The organism is Methylacidimicrobium tartarophylax (assembly GCF_902143375.2).
Lineage (GTDB): Bacteria > Verrucomicrobiota > Verrucomicrobiia > Methylacidiphilales > Methylacidiphilaceae > Methylacidimicrobium > Methylacidimicrobium tartarophylax.
The window spans coordinates 58,799-75,782 of the sequence record NZ_CABFVA020000002.1 but is presented as its reverse complement, the minus strand read 5'-3'; the positions used below and the strand labels follow the sequence as shown (position 1 = coordinate 75,782).

Below are 16,984 nucleotides of genomic sequence, written 5' to 3'. Positions count from 1 at the left end.
ACGCGAGCCATTTCTCCGCTCGACGCGGTCTCGCGGAGGGGGAGGGGCGGACGGCCGGGGTTGGCGGCAAAAAGAAACTCGACCTCTTCCGCTCCTCTCCGTCCCGGCTGCGGACGGACCATCCACTCCACCCGGAAATCCGCGCGGGGAAATCCGAGTTCTCTCATCGCGGCGGATACTTTTTGGGCGAGGATGGTTCCCACGCGCCGCCTCTCTCCTCCGAGTGTCCGAAGGAGTTCCTCGAAGCGGCGTTCCAGTTCGGGCCGCTTTTCCGCAAGCTCGCGGTGCTGCCGTCGTTCCGCCTCTTCGTCCTCGAGCTCTCTCTCTGCATGATGGAGGGTCAGCAGCACGTCGGCGAGAGTGGGCCCATATTTTCGCTTCAAGCCTTCGAGATGGCTCCGACGTTCCTCCAGAGCGTTTAGCCGATCGGGATCCACATCTAATCGATCTCGATAGCGGATGAGGAGCGCCTCCATCTCCCGGAGGCCGACGGCTGCGGCTTCCAGGAGCTCTCCGGCTTTGCCGGCGCCGGTAGCGTCCAGGCTCGACCAGCCGGCGAGAAGTCGGCGTGCGCGGGCCAACCGATCCAGAGAGCCTTCCTCGCCGAAAAGGAGCGCATCGAGCTCGCCGATCAACTCGAGCAGCTTCCAGCTATGTTGCGCGAGCCCAAGCTCCCGGTTGATTTCCTCCTCTTCTTCGGGCCGGATCGCCGCCTGCTCGATCTCCTGGATCATGCCCGTCAGGAGCAGGCGCCGGCGTTCCCTCTCAGGATCGGTGAAGATCCGTTCCTGGCTTCGCGCGAGTTCGAGCTGCTCGAAGGCGTCCCCCAGTTGAGCGACCTGCTGCTGCAGGCCGCCGAAGGCATCCAGGAGAGAGAGTTGAGCGCTGCGCTGAAGGAGAGACTGGTGCTCATGCGGTCCGTGGAGGTCAAGCAGGGTTTCGCCGAGCCGTCGTAAGACTGCCAGAGTGGTCGAGCAGCCGTTGATGAATTGGCGGCTCCCTCCCGAGGACGGAATGGTTCGCTTGACCAGGAGTCTGCCTTCTTCGCAGGCATCGATCCCGCTCGACTCGAGCAAGGGGGTCAAGGCTGCCGCCGCCTCGGTCTTCAAGAGAAATTCTCCCTCGACCAAGCAGGCTTTCTCTCCGTCGAGGTGGAGGGATCGGTCTGCTCGATTGCCGAGGAGAAGGCTCAAGGCCCCGAGCAGGAGGGATTTCCCGGTCCCCGTCTCGCCCGTAATGACCGTGAAACCAGGCTCAAGCTCCCATTCGAGGCAGCCGATCAGGGGGAGGTGTTCGACGCGGAGAGAACGGAGCACGACTACCCCATACGCTAGCGGCTATCGCTCGTCCTCCGCCGGAGAGGAGCGCTTCTTTCCCTTGAGAAACGCCGAAAGAAAGGATTCGAGATCCCCGTCGAGAACCCCATGAATATCGGAACTCTCTTCCCCGGTGCGGAGGTCGCGCACGAGCTGATAGGGTTGCATCACATAGGAGCGAATCTGGCGCCCCCAGCCGATCTCTCCCTTCTCGCCGTAGATGCGCTCTTGCTCCGCCCTCCGCCGGTCCAACTCCACCTCGTGGAGGCGGGATTGCAGGACCCGGAGAGCCGTAGCCCGGTTTTGGAGTTGGGATCGCTGGTTCTGGCAGGTGACGACGAGCCCGGTCGGCAGATGCGTGATGCGCACGGCGGAATCGGTCGTGTTGACTCCCTGTCCTCCGTGGCCGCCGGACCGAAAGACGTCGATCCTCAATTCGGAGGCGGGGATGTCGATCGCCACCTCCTCGTCGACCTCGGCGACGATGTCGATGGAGGCAAAGCTCGTCTGGCGCTTCCCCTGGGCATTGAACGGAGAGATGCGCACCAGTCGGTGCACCCCTCTCTCGCCCTTCAAATAGCCATAGGCGTAGGAGCCCTCGATCAAAACGGTCGCCGCCTTTACTCCCGCTTCCTCGCCGGCAAGAAGATCGAGGATTTCGAAACGAAAAGCATGCCGCTCCGCATACCGCTGATACATCCGGAGGAGCATGGAGGCCCAATCGCAAGCCTCGGTGCCGCCGGCTCCCGCATGGATGCCGAGAATGGCGTTTTTCGCATCGAGAGGGTCCGCCAAGAGCAGGCGCAGCTCCGCCTCGGCAAAGTGCGATTCGGTGTCGGCGAATTCGCGGACGAACTCATCCTGGAGCGCCGAATCGGGCTGTTCGCCGAGCAGCTCTTCGAGAGCACGTAGATCCGCGACGCGCCGCTCGAGGCTGCTTAAATCCTGCAACCGGGCCCGGATCTCCTTGTTGCGAGCAATGGTCCGTTCTGCTTCTTCCCGGTTCGTCCAGAATCCGGCGGAAGCCATGCGATCTTCGATCTGCTGACGCTCGGCGAGAAGGTGATCGGCGTCAAAGAAACCTCCGCAGTTCGCGGAGGCGGGCTTCAAAGACAAACCACTGACCAGCGCTATTCTTCTTCTCGTCCATGATCCGAGAATATGCTTCCCTGATCGTGAGCGCAAGGGGCGGGAATGGAGGTCTCTTCCTCCTTTCGGCTTGCGCACGGCAGACGCGAAAGGCTTTCTTGAGAGCAATGGTGACGGCGGAAGAGGCATGGCGCATCCTGGGAAGCTTGGCGAAGCCGATCGGGACCGAACAAGCCCCGTTGGGTAGTCTGTCGGGAAGGGTGCTGGCCGAAGAGGTTCGAGCGGAGTCTCCGTTTCCTCCTTTTTCCCGCGCACTGGTCGATGGATATGCCGTGCGCGCCGAAGATCTTCCCGGTCTACTCGTTGTCTGCGGGTCCTCCGAGGCGGGCCGGCCATTTTCCGGGACGCTTCTTCCAAAGCAAGCCGTACGCATCTTGACGGGTGCCGTGGTTCCGGAGGGGGCCACCCACGTGGTGAGGCAAGAGGAGGTCGAGCGTTCCGATGAAAGGATCCGCGTTGGTTCTCCATTGGAATCCCTCAATATCCAAACTAGGGGAGAGGATGCCAAACCGGGCGATCTTTTACTGACTCCGGGGATTCGGCTCGGGGCGGGCCCGATCGGCCTCCTGGCAAGCTTGGGCAAGAGCGAGGCCTTGGTTTTCCGCCGGCTCCGGCTGGCGCATCTCCTTTCCGGGGACGAGTTGGCTCCGGCGGGAGAGTCTCTGCCGGCGGGGAAGATCTACGACGTCAACGGTCCGATGATGGCTGCGCTATGGGATCGGGGAGGCTGGGAGAGGATGGGACAACGATGGATCCGGGATCTTCGAGTGGAGATGGAGCGGGCGATCGAAGAGTGGATGCCGAAAGCAGACGTTCTTGTCCTGTCCGGAGGGCTGGGGCCAGGCGAGGCCGATCTCGTCTCCGAAGCTTTGGCCGCTCTCGGATGTGCCGTGCATTTCCATGGAGTGGAGATTCGGCCGGGGAAGCCTTTCCTTTGTGCCTCCCAAGGGCAAACCCTGGTTCTGGGACTACCCGGCAATCCAGGTGCGCACCTGGCGCTTTTCTGGCTCTTCGTGAAGCCCTTGCTCGATGCGCTCTCCGGCATGCCCTTCGCCGTTCCATGGCAGACCGGACGCCTTTCTGGGGATCTCTCCTCCGGTCCTCTGCCACGGGAGACCTTCTGGCCGGTGACAGTTGCCTCCGAAGAGGGATCGATCTGGCTTCACCCTTTGCCATGGACCGGCTCGGCTTCCGTTCCCGTGCTGGCGCGTACGCAAGGTTTTGCTCGGCTTCCCAAAGGGCGCGGACGCTTTGCCGCAAAGGAACTCCTTGCCTTTCTTCCCATTGCATGAAGGCTGACTCCCTCTCCCCTTCGGACTCCTTTTCCCATTTGGACGATGCGGGGCGGGCCCGGATGGTTCGAGTGACCGGAAAGGCCGACCAGAATCGCCGTGCGGTCGCGGAGGGATTCTTGCAGCTGGCTCCGGAAACGGTCGAAAAGCTCCGGAGACAAGCGCTTCCCAAGGGGGATGTGCTCACCGTCGCACAGGTCGCCGGCATTCTCGGAGCGAAGAAAACGGCGGAACTCATCCCCCTCTGTCATCTCCTGCCCCTCCATCACGTAGAAGTCGGCTTGACGCCCGAGCGGGACCGGATTCGGATTGTTGCGGCGGCGGAAACCGTGGGCAAGACCGGCGTCGAAATGGAAGCACTCACGGCGGTCGTGGTGGCGGCACTGACGCTTTACGACATGTGCAAAGCGGTCGACAAGGGCATGTCGATCGAGGGGGTACGGCTCCTAAAGAAGGAGAAGGAGTCGGTTGGGGAAAGGACGGCTTCGTGAAAGTGGGCCGAATCACGCTGAGCGATCGGGCTCACACCGGGATCTACGAAGATCAGAGCGGGCCTGAGATCGAGCGAGTGGTTGAGGAGATCTTTGCCGAGCCGATCGAATTTGTTCGCGTGCTCCTCCCGGATGAGGAGAAGCAGATCGTCGAGGCGCTTCGCCGTCTCTCCGATCAGGAGGAGTGTGCCTTGGCTCTGACCACCGGGGGGACCGGACCCGCTCCCCGGGACGTGACTCCGGAGGCGACCCGCCAAGTCCTTCAGAAGGAGCTCCCCGGCTTCGGGGAAATCATGCGCTCCCGCTCGTACGCCAAGGTGCCTACAGCGATTCTTTCCCGGGCGACCGCCGGCGTGCGCGGCCGCTGCTTGATCATCAACCTTCCGGGCCGGCCAACCGCAGTCCGGGAATGCTTATCGTTTTTGGGGCCTGCCATTGCCGAGTGCCTGGATCATATTCGAGGCTTTCGCCCTCGACTGCGGGAGCAGCAATAGCGGGGGATCGAGAATTCCAGCCGGACAAGTCGGCGGGCACTACGGAGCAGAGGGCAAATGAAGACGGTTCGTGTTTATAGGTTTGGCGAGCCCGAGGTGATGAGGGTCGAAGAGGTGCCCGATCCGGAGCCGGGCCCAGGTGAGCTTCTTGTTCGCGTCAAGGCTGCCGGCGTGAACCCGCTCGACACCTATATCCGTTCCGGCCGCTTCGGCGCACTTCCCGATCTACCCTATACTCCCGGACAGGATGCTGCGGGCTTGGTCGAAAGAGTCGGAGAAGCGGTCTCCCATCGGAAGCCGGGGGATCGGGTTTATCTTGGGGGCAGCCTCACCGGGACCTATGCCGAACTGGCGCTATGCGAGGAGAAGCAGACCGGACTGCTTCCCGAATCGGTTTCTTTCGCGCAGGGTGCGGGGATCTTCATTCCGTACGCAACGGCCTACCGCGCTCTCTTCCAAAAGGCCAGGGCGCTGGCCTCCGAGCCTGTCTTCATTCATGGAGGGAGCGGTGCGGTGGGCATCGCCGCGATTCAATGGGCCACCGCGGCCGGCTGCCGCGTCGCTGCGTCGGCGGGGTCGGAGGAAGGCCGCAAGCTCGCAAGGGAACTGGGTGCCGAACTGGTCGTCGATCACCACTCGGAAACGCATGGAGAGGAGGTGAGGGCGTGGACGAAAGGGGAAGGGGTTGCCGTTCTCTTGGAAATGCTGGCGAACGTCCATCTTGGCCGCGACCTCGATCTCCTCGCCGTCGGAGGGCGGGCGGTCGTGATCGGTTCCCGTGGCTCGGTCGAAATCGATCCTCGCGCCCTCCTCTCCCGCGAGGCCTGCGTCATGGGGGTTTCCCTCTTTCGCGCCTCGGAGAAGGAGAGGACGAGTCTTTGCGCCGCGCTTGAGGCGGGGTTGGAGAATGGCACGCTTCGGCCGGTCGTGAGGGAAGAGCTCCCGCTGGAGCAGGCGCCTTTGGCTCATCGGCGGGTTCTGGAACCGGGAGCCTTGGGGAAGATCGTCTTGATTCCCTGAAGGAGGGTCAGAGCGCTGCGATCAGTTCGTTGAGGATCTTCTTGGCGTCGCCGAAGACCATCATCGTCTTTGGGAGGTAGAAGAGATCATTGTCCACGCCGGAGAATCCGGTGGCCAGGCTTCGTTTGATGAAGAGGATCGTCTTCGCCTTATCCACTTCCAAGATGGGCATTCCATAGAGAGGGGATTCCGGACGGGTGCGAGCCGCCGGGTTGGTGATGTCGTTGGCGCCGACGACGATCGCTACGTCGGTTTCGGGAAAGAGCGGATTGATCTGTTCCATCTCGACGAGCCGGTCGTACGAGACGTCCGCTTCCGCGAGCAGCACGTTCATGTGTCCCGGCATTCGGCCGGCCACCGGGTGGATCCCGAACTTTACGTCGACCCCGCGGGAGCTGAGCCGGTCGGTGAACTCCTTGACCACATGTTGGGCCTGGGCTGCCGCCATTCCATACCCGGGTACGATCACGACGGAGCGGGCTCCCTCGAAGATCGTACTCGCTTCCTGCGGGGTGTAGCCCTGGATCGACCTCCCGTCGCGATGGGGCGCCGCGGTTTCGACGACATGGCCAACCGCCCCGAATAAGACGTTGAGGAAAGAGCGATTCATCGCCTTGCACATTTGAATGGAGAGGATCAAGCCCGAGGACCCATCCAGTGCTCCGGCCAGAATCAAGAGCTTGTTGTTGAGGAGAAAGCCCATGAACGAAGCGGACAGGCCGGCGTAGGCATTGAGGATGGAGATCACGGTCGGCATATCGGCTCCCCCGATCGGCAGGACAAGAAGGACGCCGAAGAGGAGGGCCAAGACGATGAAGAACCCAAAGAGGACCCCGTGAGCGGTCGGCACAAAAGCGAGCCAGAGGGCGGTAAGGATCGCCAGGCCCAAGACCGCGAAGCTCACGAAGTGTCGTCCCGGATAGAGGATGGGTCGGGTGGGCAGGATCTCGTGGAGCTTTCCAAAGGCGAGAAGGCTGCCTGTAAAGGTCAGAAACCCGAGCAGGACCTCCGCGCAGAGAATGGCGGTTGCCCCTGCTCCGAGGGAGCTCCCCCGGAGGTAGTATTCCGCAGTGCCCACGAGGCCGGCCGCTAGGGCGCCGAACGCATGCGAAAGAGCGGTTCTCTGCGGGACTGCTGTCATGGGCATGAGCAGCGCCATAGGAGTCCCGATCGCCGTCCCAAGAACGAGCGCCACGCCGATCCAGAGGAAGCTATGAATTTCCGGCTTGCCGAGGGTGGCCACGACGGCGATGGCCATTCCGATCGTTCCTGCCCAGTTCCCCAAGCGGGCTGTCCGCACCTCGTTCATCCACTTCAAGGAGAGGATGAAGAGGGCGGCCGCGATGAGATAGGCAAGCTGAACCCAGAGATCGACCATCGCCTACCTGCCGTTCTTCTTGCGGAACATGCGAAGGATGCGATCCGTGATGAGGAAGCCGCCCACCGCGTTGATCGACGAGGCGGTGATGGCGGCCGTTCCCAGGATCACGGCAATCAGGCTATCGCCGGAGCCGGCTAGTAAGAGAGAGCCAACCAGCGCAATCGAGGAGATCGCGTTGGTCAGGGACATGAGCGGGGTATGGAGCAGGCGGGAGACCTTGTGAATCAGCTCCAAGCCGAGGAAAGAGGCCAGGACAAAGACATAGAGATTGGTAAGCCAATCGATCTGTGGTTCCATAAGAGACTCTTTGGGAATGCCTTGCGTCGTGCGAGCGGCGAGAGATCAGCCCGTCTGTGCAGCCGGGCTCGCTTCGCTTGCTTTCCGGACGCCTTCGTGGACGATCTGTCCCGCTCGGCAGATCAGCGTTTGTCCGAAGATCGGATCCTCCGTCTGGATCTGCAACGCACCCTCCTTCATGAGGAGGGAGAGAAAAGCTTGGAGATTCTTGGAATAAAAGAGGCTCGCTTGCGGGGCCAGCGCAGACGCGGGATTAAGGAGGCCGCATAGGGTGACTCCAGAGCGAACGACGGTCTGGCCGGGTTCGGTCAGTTCGCAGTTCCCTCCTTGCTCCGCCGCCAGGTCGACGATTACCGATCCTGGGCGCATCCGCTCCACGGCTTCCTTGGCGATCAGGATTGGAGCGGGCTTCCCCGGAATGAGTGCTGTCGTAATGACCACATCCGCCTTTTGGCATTGGGCGGCGATGAGCTCCCGCTGGCGCCGGAGGAACTCTTCGGATTGGGCCTTTGCATAACCCGAGGAATCCTCCGAGGCCGCCGCTTCCTTCTCCAGGCCCACGAAGCGGGCTCCCAGGCTCTCGACCTGCTCCTTGGCCACGGGCCGAACATCATGCGCTTCGACGATCGCGCCCAGGCGCCGTGCCGTTGCGATCGCCTGCAATCCCGCCACGCCGGCTCCGATGATGAAGACACGAGCGGGAGGAATTGTACCCGCAGGGGTCATCAACATCGGGAAGAAGCGGGGGAGCAAGGAGGCGGCCAGCACGACGGCCCGGTAGCCTGCCACCGTGGTCTGAGAGCTGAGCGCATCCATCGACTGGGCTCGACTGATCCTGGGTAGAAGGTCCAAGGCGAAGACGGTGAGCCCTCGTTTGGCCATCTCGGCGACCAGAGGAAGCCGTGTCAGGGGGTAGAGCAGAGAGATCACCACGGCGCCCGGGGAGAGTTGGGCGATATCTTCCGGAGTCGGCGGATGAAATTGACAAAGGATCTCGGCTTGAGGAAGCAGCTCACGGCGGCTTTCCAAGCGCGCTCCTCGTTCCCGATAAGCCTGATCGGGGAATCCGGCCGCCTCGCCTGCTCCGGATTCGAGGACGACCTCGAGCCCTAGCTTCATCAGGGCAGGGACTCCCTCGGGAATGAAGGAAACCCTAGTTTCCCCTGGCTGGGTTTCGCGACAGGTTGCCAAGATCATACAGTTTTTTGAAAAAGGAAAAATAACTATAGATTGCCGCGTCTCCCGGAATCAAGGGAGCAAAAAAGAGTTTTCGCGCAGTCGGGGAGATCGGGTTCGCGCGGGGGTGTTCATGGTGCGGGCGAGCATTCCGGAAGCCTCCCACCGGGAAGACGAGCCAAGAAGAAGAGGCTTGCGGCAACGAGTAGGCACAAGCAGAGAAAGAGAAAGACATACGGGTTGGCTTCTGCGAAGCCGATGCGCAGCTTCCAAGCCGAAAAGGAACCGAGAAAGGCTCCCCAGAGGATAGGACCTATTCCGAGAGCGAGACTGTTGACCACGCTGAAGCGGGCAAAATATTCACTCCGGCCTTCCCGAGGCGCGAGCTGCATAGCCAGATGGACATTGCCGACTTGAAAGCAGGAAAATCCGATCCCCCAAGAGGCAACGACGAGCGTCAGGGTGATCGGATGAACTGGGAGTAGACGGGCGGCAATCGCCAGCCAGAGGCCAAAATTGGTTGTGATCGCCAGGATCGCGGCGAGAAGGGCGGGGCGATTGCCGAACCGATCGACTTGGTTGCGCAGGAACATCAGGCTGAGTAGGACGAGCCCGCTTTGGCTGGCTAAAAGGCCGAGGACGCCGGCAGGGGTCCACTGGTGTTCTCGTTGCAAAAGAGGCACCCAGAAGACGGCGCCCGTGGAGAGGGAACTCGCCGTCAAAAGATTAAAGCCCATCAGATCAAAAAGTCTGTGGTCTCCTTTGCGCTTCCCAGCGTGCCTTTTCCGGGGCTGGTCCGCCGCGGCAACTGGGACGTCCGGCACCTGCTTGAGCAGCCATAGGCTGCAGAGCCCGGCGGCAAAACTCCCCCAGAAGGTCCAGGAAAAGGCCGAGAGGGAGGTGTGGCTGCGGAAGAGGAGGAAGGAGCCAGCCAGAATGATCACGCTTGCGACAGCCGAGAAAAAGAGATCACGGGCTAGGAACCAGCCGCGAGAGCCGTCTGGCACCAGAGAAGTCATCCAGGGGAGAAAGCCGCAGAGAGAGGCTCCGCGAGAGGCGTTATAGGCAAAGAGGAAGAGAAGCATCGTGATCGATACGGCTTTGCCGCCCAGCAGAGGGACCGCCCAAGGGAGAAGCGCCATGCCGGCGATAAAGGAGGTGCGAATCGACCAGCCTCCGACCACGAGGCGCCGGTAACCGATCCGGGGCAGGTAGCGCGTCGCCGGGATCTGCAGGAGATTCAGTATGGGGCCAAGGGAGGCAACGACTCCCAGCAAAAAGTCGGAGGCTCCCAACTCCCGAAAAAAGAGAATCATCGGCACCCCGTTGACGAGCGTAAAGGAGGCCGTGTTGAAGAGCTGAAAGAGGTTGATCCGCAGGATCGCCGTTCGGAGTTCCCAACCGCAAGCCGCGTCCATGGCTTGGAAAGGCAGAAGGCCGAATTATCGACCGAGCACGTAGGCGAAGAGGAGCGGAGCAACGATCGTGGCGTCAGACTCGATCACGAATTTGGGCGTGGAGGAATCCAGTTTCCCCCAGGTGATTTTCTCGTTTGGAGCGGCTCCCGAGTAGGAGCCGTAGCTCGTCGTCGAGTCGCTGATTTGACAGAAGTATCCCCAGTAGGGGACGTTTTCCACCTGCATGTCCTGGTGGAGCATCGGCACGACACAGATCGGGAAGTCGCCTGCGATGCCACCGCCGATCTGAAAGAATCCCAGGGAATGGCGCGGACTCGTGTGCTGATAGAAGTCGGCCAGTTGCATCATGTACTCGATCCCGCTTCGGACTGTGCGGGGATCACGGATCTTTCCCTTCAAGCAGTGCCCTGCGTACATGTTCCCCAAGGTGGAGTCCTCCCAGCCCGGAACAATGAGCAAGAGATCCTTCTCCATGGCGGCCAGAAGCCAGCTGTTCTTCGGGTCAATCTGAAAGGAAGACTGAAGCCGGCCGGAGCGGAGCACATTCCAGAGAAATTCATGGGGAAAGAGGCGTATGCCCTTCTGGTCGGCGTGGATCCATTCCTCGAGAACGACCGCCTCGATCCGCCGCATCGCTTCCTCTTCCGGAATGCAGGTATCGGTGACCCGGTTGAGGTGGCGGCGGTAGAGGTCTTCCTCATCTGCGGCAGAGAGTTCCCGGTAGTGGGGAACGCGGACATAGGAGTCGTGAGCGACCAGATTGAAAAGATCCTCCTCCAGGTTGGCTCCCGTGCAGGAGATGGCGTGCACCTTGTCCTGCCGAATCATCTCCGCCAGGGAAAGCCCGAGTTCCGCCGTGCTCATGGCCCCTCCCAAGGCCAGTAGCATCTTGCCCCCCGCGGAGAGGTGAGCTTGATAGGCACGTGCGGCGTCGACGAGCGCGGCGGCGTTGAAGTGGCGGAACTCTCGATCGAGGAAGTCGGAAATCTGTCCCATAAGCTTAAACGGAAATCTGCTCCCGACGGGGTGTCACCCGGCAGTCACGGCTCATTATTCCCCCGGCGGAGACAAACACAAGCTTTGCGTCCAGCCTCCCTGTCTCCTAAGCGTTCTCCTGTGGCTTGCGCGGCGTTTTTCAGTCACAGGGGAAGATCGACCGATCGGCTTCTTCTTCCGTTTCGATCGTGAAGAGGGTAAACCGAAGTCCGTTCTCGGGATTTTCTCAGGAATCGCCAGAAAGAGACGCGAGCGATGGAAGCGGAGACAGGGCAGGCGTTAACGGCACGCAGCGGTTCCAACCTGGCTGCCGCCTTTTTCTGCCTCCCGCGGGAGACGCGGCAGGCGATGTCTGTCTTCTATGGGTTCTGCCGGCTCGTGGACGACGTGGCCGATTCTTCTTCCCTCTCCCTTGGTCAGAAGCAGGAGGGGTTGGCATTTTGGCGTGCCGAGATCGAGCGGGCCTACCGGGATGTGCCCCGTTCCCCGCTCGGCAGAGAGCTTGCCTCGGTCGTTCGCCGTTACCGGATTGCTCGAGAACCGCTCGAGGAGATCGTGAACGGCGTGGAGATGGATCTCCGGCAGAGCCGGTATCGAACTTTTGCCGAGCTCGAAGTCTATTGCCGGCGGGTCGCGAGTGCGGTGGGTCTGGTGAGCATCGAGATCTTCGGCTGCCGCAGACCCGAGAGCCGTTGCTACGCCGAGGACCTAGGCATGGCGTTTCAGCTCACGAACATTCTCCGCGACGTCCAGAAGGATGCTGCCGTCGGCCGGGTTTACCTGCCGGAGGAGGAGCTCGCCGAATTCGGTCTCGGCGTGGAGGATGTTCTGCTCGGGAGGTGGAGCGAAGAGATGCACGACCTCTGCCTCTTTCAATACCTTCGTGCGAAGCACTATTTTGCTCGGTCACATCGGTGGATTCATCCCGAGGATCAGCGGAGGCTCGTCGCCTCCGAGGCGATGCGAGCAGTCTACGAAGCCATCCTTGAGAAGATTCGGAAGGCGGAGTTTCGGATCTTCTCCGGCGCAAGCCGGATGGGAAAGTTCGAGCGCGCCGGAAGGATGGCTGCGGCGCTCTTTGCCTTTTCCCGTCAGCGCCGTCTCTCCTGGAATCCTCCCCGGCGGGTGATGGTCTTGGGAGCCGGCTTTGCGGGCATGGCGGCCGCAGTGGAGGCCACGCTCTCCGGAGATCGAGTTGCGCTGCGGGAGGCGCGAGCGCAAGTCGGCGGCCGGGCGGGGAGCTTCCTCGAGGCAAAGTCGGGCGAGAGGCTCGATACCGGGCAGCACCTCCTCATGGGCTGCTACCGGGAGACTCTCCGTCTGCTCCGTTCCTTGGGTGCGGAGAAGAAGTTACTCTGGATCGATCCGCTCCGGATTCCTTTTCGCGGTGCAGCGGGCGAAAGCCTCCTGGAAGCTTGGCCTCTCCCTTCTCCTTGGCATCTTCTGGGAGCCTTTCTCGGCTATCGCGAGATCTCGTGGAAAGATCGCTGGGCGGCAATCCGGCTGATCGGCTCGTTGCTTTTCGGTCGGGCTCCTCTCCCCGAAGAAACCGCGGAACGCTGGCTTCGGCGCAGAAAGCAGCCGCAAGGGATCGTCCGGGCACTTTGGGAGCCCCTCTGCCTGGCCGCCTGCAACCAGGATCTTTCCCGCGCGTCGGCCCGGATGCTGGTGGCCGTCATCCGCCGGTCTCTCTTGGGGAGCCGAAAGGATTCAGCCCTGGTCTTTTGCCGAGGGGATCTCGGCGATCTATTGGCCAAGGAGTGCGAACGACTTCTGCGCTTTTGTGGAGGGAGCCTCTCCTGTCGTTCCCCGGTGAGCCGGCTCCTCTTTTCCGGCGGCCGGCTGGAGGCCATCGAGGATGCCTGCGGAGAGCGCGGGGAGGTCGATCAGGCGGTCAGCGCCCTCCCGTGGAACGCCCTGCGCTCCCTCCTGCCCGAGGGAAGCGCACTGCAAAAGATCTGCCGCTCCATCGGGGAGGAACCGATCCTCAACCTCTACCTCTGGACGGATCGGCCGCTCACCCGGGAGATCGTAGTCGGCTTCCTCGACTCGCCCGTCCATTGGCTCTTTTGCCGTGAAGAGATCTTGGGGAAGGCGGCGACTCGCGGCCATGCCTACGCAGTCGTCATCAGCGCTGCCCAGTCGTGGAAAGAGCTTTCGCGGGAGGCCGTTGCGGATCGAGTCGTGGAGGAGATCCGGCAACGGTTGCCGGGAGCCGCCGAAGTCCATCTCCTCCATTCCTTTCTTTATCGTGCGCAAGGGGGTACTCCTTCCCTCAGCCCGGAGGCATGCGCGATGCGGCCCGGACCGCGGACCGAGTGGCGCAACTTCTGGATTGCCGGAGATTGGACAAACACCGGTCTCCCCGCCACCATAGAAGGTGCCGTTCAGAGTGGAATCTCGGCCGTCCGGGCGATGAACCGGGCGGATGGAGAGGAGAAGGCATTGCCGCCGGTCCCCAGCGGAGAATGGGGGATGGCGGAGGCCAGACAAGAGCGAAGGGGATCATGAGGAAGCAATGGATGTGCATCGGCCTGTGCGGGATCGCCTTGGTCGGAGGCCCGCTCCGGGCGGCCGAAAATCCTTCCTATTTCGAATCGGAACTCAAGAGCGCCGGAGCTGCCCTGCGCCAAGCCCCGCTTCCCGAGTATCCCGGCCTGCTCGACCAGAGGCTTCGGCCGCTCTTGCGGCAAGTTCGAGCCTCTCTGGTCGAGGGTGGGCCCAAAGCCGAGGCGACGATGCGCGCGCTCCTTCTGGGAGCAAGAGAGCTGTTGGCGATCGAGGATGTGGAGGCCGCGATGCTGACCGCGTATGCGGTTTCGGCGGATCCGGCTCTTGCCGTGCGGATGTTGCGCACGCTCTCCGAGACGGATCGTGAGGAACTCTCGTTTTACCTCTTTGCCGGAATGTCGAGCTGCGGGGAGGGGGATCCTCGCAAGGCTTCCCTTCTTCGCTTGGAGCTCGCGATGGCTCCTCTGCTCGATGAGCTGATCGTGAAGTCCGATGAGGAGGCCGCCGCCGAGGGACAAGCTGCGGGAAACCATTCCCGCAAGTAAGCGCACCCGTCGGCCGAAGAGGCCGCTTGACCGCTCTCCTGGGATGGCTTCTTCTGCGCCACGGGAAGCCCTCAAAAATTGATCTGAACCGTTCCCTGGATCCAGAAAGGGAGCTGGGCAACGATGTAGTCGTAGTTCAAGTAGCGTGCGTTGCTGAAACCGGGAGCTCCGGGAAGCCAATACTGCTCATTGGTCACGTTGTAGATATAGAGACTCGCTTCCCACCGCTTGGCGGCATAAAAGATGCGGGCGTTCAGGGTATACCAGGTGGGAATCCGGGTTGAATAGGTGTAGAAGATGTAATTTCCGCTCTCGGTGATCCCCCAGAGGGAGATGCCGAAGCCGTTGTCGAGCTTGTAGGTCGCCATCAGGTTGCCGTAGTTGGTCGGGAAGCCGATGAACTGGTAGTTGGCTGCCGCCATGTTGAGCATCGGATCGACCGGCAGGCTGTACTGACGTGCGACCGAGGTCGAGTAGGGCTGCTCCGCCAACGGACCCTGGGAGAGTCCCGCCCACTGCTCCTGTGCGGCGATGTAGGCGTAGCCGAAGTTGAGCCAGAAGTTCCGGTTGGGCTGGTAGCTGCCGTTGAGCTGGATCCCGCTGATGTCCGCTTGGGCGGTGGCGATCGGCCCCCCGGGGATGACCTGCGCGGGGATGTAGCCGCTCTGCATGTAGGCGGAAAACCCCAGGAAGAGCCGGTCGTGCAGGAGGTTGAGCTTGGTTCCCAGTTCGTAGAGAAAATTGTTCTGATGGTAGTAGGAAGAGGGATAGGAGGGAGCGAAGCTCCCGAACTGGCTCAGAAGGGTGGTCTGCCCGTAGAAGAAGGTGAAGTAGTTGGTCATCCACGGGAAGGGCTTGTAGCTGGGACTGATCGAGACTTCGGGCTGGACCATGCTCATCGAGGTGGGGGTCAAGCTCGGAAGACCTAAAGAAGGGGCGATGGCCGAAAGATCGCTCGGGGTTCCCGGCGGCGGGGAGGCTTGGATGAAGTAGGCGTTCATCCTTGCCGAGAGCAGAAGACTCCACTGATCGGTGAAGTCGAGCTTGTGCTGGTAGAAAGGCGAGAGTTCGTAAAAGGTGTCTGAGGTCGAGAGGTAGTTGAAGACGTTGTAGTAGGCTCCCGGATAGCCGGGGACCGGGATGTCGGTGAGATACGGGTTGCTATAGGGCGCCGAGATCGCCGTGGAATAGGGAATCAGTGGAGAATAATCCCTCGAGGTGAGCGGCTGGGTCATGTTCCAGATGTTGATCGGCGAATGCCAGGCGCCGGAATATTCCGTATCGCTGAAGAAGCGGAACTCGAGGCCGGCATCGATCGCATGGTGGAATTTCCAGGTGGAAGTTTCTTCCTCCGCGGTCTGATCGAAGGCGGTGGCGGGCTTCTTGCTCTTCCCGATCGGGGTATCGAAAGAGGCCCGGATCTCCAGCCGGTCGTCGAAGTCGTAGCCCGCCGGCAGCTCAGCCCAGAAGGTAGACGGAATCGCCTGATCGATATACGTGCTGAAGTACTCGAACATCGAGTTGTTCACGAGCGAGAGATTGTCGTCGATCTTGAGCGTTTCGATCGCCTGGGCGACGTAGTAGAGCTGCTGGGTCGAATTCTCCGAATTGGCGAAGAGGTTGGACCGGCGGCTGATCGGCTCCTGCGGCCCCCAGTCCATTGCGTAGCCTGCGCCGGGGGGGGCGGTGCCGAGCCCCGGGTGAAGGACGCCCGGAGGGCCGTACCAGCCAACGAGCGAGCCGGTCTGATAAAGGCCGTCGCTGATCAGGGCTTGGTCGGGGCGATTGAGGCCCGCGACCGTGTTGAGGTGGTTGACGTCGAACTCGGTGTTGAAGTCGATCGAGAGGTTGTCGTAAGGCTTGGCGGAGAGGGCGAAGAGAGCGCACTGGCGCTGGAGGTAGGCTCCGTCATAGTAGTTGTAGGGGGCGTAGCCGTCCTGTCCGAAGTAGTCGGCTCGGTAGGCGAGCTTATCCTTGATGATGGGTCCCCCGATGTCGATGTTCCAGAAGTTGGTGTCGTACATGCCGCCCGTGTAGCTGGCGGTTCCCCGGAACTTGTCGAAATAGGGCTGCTTGGTGACCTCGTTGGCAAATCCCCCCGCCATCTCCTGGGGGCCGAAGACAATACTGACCGGCCCGGTGACCACGTCGAGGTTGTCGTAGGCGTTCATGTTCATGAGCGGGCCCCACTGGGCCGACTGGCTGAAGCCGACGAGCATTCCGTTCCGGTAGGCTGTCCCGGGAAGACCCCGGATGACCGGCTCCGAGACGGGGCTCCCGGTCATCTGCGTCGGGTTGATCCCGGGGACGAAGGCGGCCAGATCGTTGACCGATTGGGCGTTAATGGTCTGAATCTCCTCCTTGTTCACCACCTGGACGGTCCGAGGAGTCTCCATGACGCTCATTTCCGGCCCGAGCACGCCAACCGGCTCCTCGGCCGGGACGACCGTCTCATAAGGGGTGGCGCCCGAGACGTCGACCTCGCCCAGCACCGGGCCAAGTCCGGCGGGAAGCTCTCCCCCGGGCAGGGGACCCTGGGGAATGGTGATGGGAGGAGCGGTCTCGGGCGTGGCGGCGGCGGGCGGAGCTTCCGGTCCGGAGGTGGGCGCTTCGGGTGCCGCACCGGAAGGCGGAGCCGCTGCCGGTTCCCCTTCCTGGGTCCCCTCCGGAGTTCCCCCGGGGGGGCTGGGGGAGCTCTCCGCCGGAGCTTGGGCAGAACCGGGCATCGGTGCGGCTTCAGGTTGGGTTGCTTCGGCGGGAGGAGCCGCAGCCTCGGACGGGCTGCCCGGGCCCGATTCGGCGCTCAAGACCGGAGTAGGGAATCCCACGACCAGGAGAAGAAGGGCGAGAATCGCACCTGGCGATAAGCGAAGCGTGGGCATGGCGGGAGCGTGTGTG

14 protein-coding genes are annotated in these 16,984 nt (G+C 62.0%); 6 read left to right on the top strand and 8 right to left on the bottom strand.

Annotated features, from left to right (window positions below; genetic code table 11):
• On the bottom strand, window positions 1-1,316 hold a 1,316-nt coding region (locus tag MAMT_RS00455; RefSeq protein ID WP_142658978.1), incomplete at its 3' end, for a DNA repair protein RecN.
• Window positions 1,317-1,337: 21 nt separating this feature from the next.
• The gene (gene prfB, locus MAMT_RS00450; protein WP_374729430.1) at window positions 1,338-2,450 is read right to left on the bottom strand and encodes a peptide chain release factor 2; all 1,113 of its coding nucleotides are present in this window, start codon (window positions 2,448-2,450) and stop codon (window positions 1,338-1,340) included.
• Window positions 2,451-2,464: 14 nt separating this feature from the next.
• On the opposite strand from prfB, the gene MAMT_RS00445 reads away from it, so the two are divergent.
• The 4 genes from MAMT_RS00445 (at window position 2,465) to MAMT_RS00430 (ending at window position 5,762) form a co-directional block, all read left to right on the top strand.
• The gene (locus MAMT_RS00445; protein WP_142658976.1) at window positions 2,465-3,757 is read left to right on the top strand and encodes a molybdopterin molybdotransferase MoeA; all 1,293 of its coding nucleotides are present in this window, start codon (window positions 2,465-2,467) and stop codon (window positions 3,755-3,757) included.
• Window positions 3,754-4,248: a cyclic pyranopterin monophosphate synthase MoaC gene (gene moaC, locus MAMT_RS00440; protein WP_142658975.1), complete on the top strand. Its 495-nt coding sequence runs from the start codon at window positions 3,754-3,756 to the stop codon at window positions 4,246-4,248. Before MAMT_RS00445 ends, moaC begins: the two co-directional genes overlap by 4 nt.
• Window positions 4,245-4,742, top strand: coding sequence for a molybdopterin adenylyltransferase (mog, locus tag MAMT_RS00435; protein ID WP_142658974.1), 498 nt, complete (start codon window positions 4,245-4,247; stop codon window positions 4,740-4,742). The genes moaC and mog overlap by 4 nt, the downstream gene beginning before the upstream one ends.
• 99 nt (window positions 4,743-4,841) lie before the next feature.
• Window positions 4,842-5,762, top strand: a complete 921-nt coding sequence (locus MAMT_RS00430) for an NADPH:quinone reductase (protein ID WP_342799814.1) — start codon at window positions 4,842-4,844, stop codon at window positions 5,760-5,762.
• Window positions 5,763-5,769: 7 nt separating this feature from the next.
• Here the strand turns inward: MAMT_RS00430 and MAMT_RS00425 are convergent, their stop codons facing one another.
• The 5 genes from MAMT_RS00425 to MAMT_RS00405 form a co-directional block, all read right to left on the bottom strand.
• Window positions 5,770-7,140, bottom strand: a complete 1,371-nt coding sequence (locus tag MAMT_RS00425; RefSeq protein ID WP_142658972.1) for an NAD(P)(+) transhydrogenase (Re/Si-specific) subunit beta — start codon at window positions 7,138-7,140, stop codon at window positions 5,770-5,772.
• Between the two features lie 3 nt (window positions 7,141-7,143).
• The gene (locus MAMT_RS00420; RefSeq protein ID WP_142658971.1) at window positions 7,144-7,440 is read right to left on the bottom strand and encodes an NAD(P) transhydrogenase subunit alpha part 2; all 297 of its coding nucleotides are present in this window, start codon (window positions 7,438-7,440) and stop codon (window positions 7,144-7,146) included.
• Window positions 7,441-7,485: 45 nt separating this feature from the next.
• Window positions 7,486-8,637, bottom strand: coding sequence for a Re/Si-specific NAD(P)(+) transhydrogenase subunit alpha (locus MAMT_RS00415; protein ID WP_142658970.1), 1,152 nt, complete (start codon window positions 8,635-8,637; stop codon window positions 7,486-7,488).
• 110 nt (window positions 8,638-8,747) lie between these two features.
• A complete protein-coding gene (locus MAMT_RS00410) occupies window positions 8,748-10,034 on the bottom strand; it encodes an MFS transporter (RefSeq protein WP_142658969.1) in 1,287 nt (428 codons plus the stop codon).
• Between the two features lie 24 nt (window positions 10,035-10,058).
• The gene (locus MAMT_RS00405; protein ID WP_142658968.1) at window positions 10,059-11,030 is read right to left on the bottom strand and encodes a deoxyhypusine synthase family protein; all 972 of its coding nucleotides are present in this window, start codon (window positions 11,028-11,030) and stop codon (window positions 10,059-10,061) included.
• Window positions 11,031-11,285: 255 nt separating this feature from the next.
• On the opposite strand from MAMT_RS00405, the gene hpnE reads away from it, so the two are divergent.
• Together hpnE and MAMT_RS00395 are read left to right on the top strand one after the other, a co-directional pair.
• Window positions 11,286-13,541, top strand: coding sequence for a hydroxysqualene dehydroxylase HpnE (gene hpnE / locus MAMT_RS00400; protein WP_142658967.1), 2,256 nt, complete (start codon window positions 11,286-11,288; stop codon window positions 13,539-13,541).
• Window positions 13,538-14,086: a hypothetical protein gene (locus tag MAMT_RS00395; protein WP_142658966.1), complete on the top strand. Its 549-nt coding sequence runs from the start codon at window positions 13,538-13,540 to the stop codon at window positions 14,084-14,086. The genes hpnE and MAMT_RS00395 overlap by 4 nt, the downstream gene beginning before the upstream one ends.
• A gap of 71 nt (window positions 14,087-14,157) precedes the next feature.
• On the opposite strand, the gene MAMT_RS00390 is transcribed toward MAMT_RS00395, so the two are convergent.
• A complete protein-coding gene (locus MAMT_RS00390) occupies window positions 14,158-16,968 on the bottom strand; it encodes a TonB-dependent receptor (protein WP_142658965.1) in 2,811 nt (936 codons plus the stop codon).
• Between the last annotated feature and the right edge of the window lie 16 nt (window positions 16,969-16,984).

Bases quoted from the DNA above. Each gene is read 5' to 3' on its own strand.
- MAMT_RS00445 (WP_142658976.1), top strand. From the start codon at position 2,465: ATGATCCGAGAATATGCTTCCCTGATCGTGAGCGCAAGGGGCGGGAAT.
- moaC (WP_142658975.1), top strand. From the start codon at position 3,754: ATGAAGGCTGACTCCCTCTCCCCTTCGGACTCCTTTTCCCATTTGGAC.
- MAMT_RS00430 (WP_342799814.1), top strand. From the start codon at position 4,842: ATGAGGGTCGAAGAGGTGCCCGATCCGGAGCCGGGCCCAGGTGAGCTT.
- MAMT_RS00425 (WP_142658972.1), bottom strand. From the start codon at position 7,140: ATGGTCGATCTCTGGGTTCAGCTTGCCTATCTCATCGCGGCCGCCCTC.
- MAMT_RS00420 (WP_142658971.1), bottom strand. From the start codon at position 7,440: ATGGAACCACAGATCGATTGGCTTACCAATCTCTATGTCTTTGTCCTG.
- MAMT_RS00415 (WP_142658970.1), bottom strand. From the start codon at position 8,637: ATGATCTTGGCAACCTGTCGCGAAACCCAGCCAGGGGAAACTAGGGTT.
- MAMT_RS00410 (WP_142658969.1), bottom strand. From the start codon at position 10,034: ATGGACGCGGCTTGCGGTTGGGAACTCCGAACGGCGATCCTGCGGATC.
- MAMT_RS00405 (WP_142658968.1), bottom strand. From the start codon at position 11,030: ATGGGACAGATTTCCGACTTCCTCGATCGAGAGTTCCGCCACTTCAAC.
- hpnE (WP_142658967.1), top strand. From the start codon at position 11,286: ATGGAAGCGGAGACAGGGCAGGCGTTAACGGCACGCAGCGGTTCCAAC.
- MAMT_RS00395 (WP_142658966.1), top strand. From the start codon at position 13,538: ATGAGGAAGCAATGGATGTGCATCGGCCTGTGCGGGATCGCCTTGGTC.
- MAMT_RS00390 (WP_142658965.1), bottom strand. From the start codon at position 16,968: ATGCCCACGCTTCGCTTATCGCCAGGTGCGATTCTCGCCCTTCTTCTC.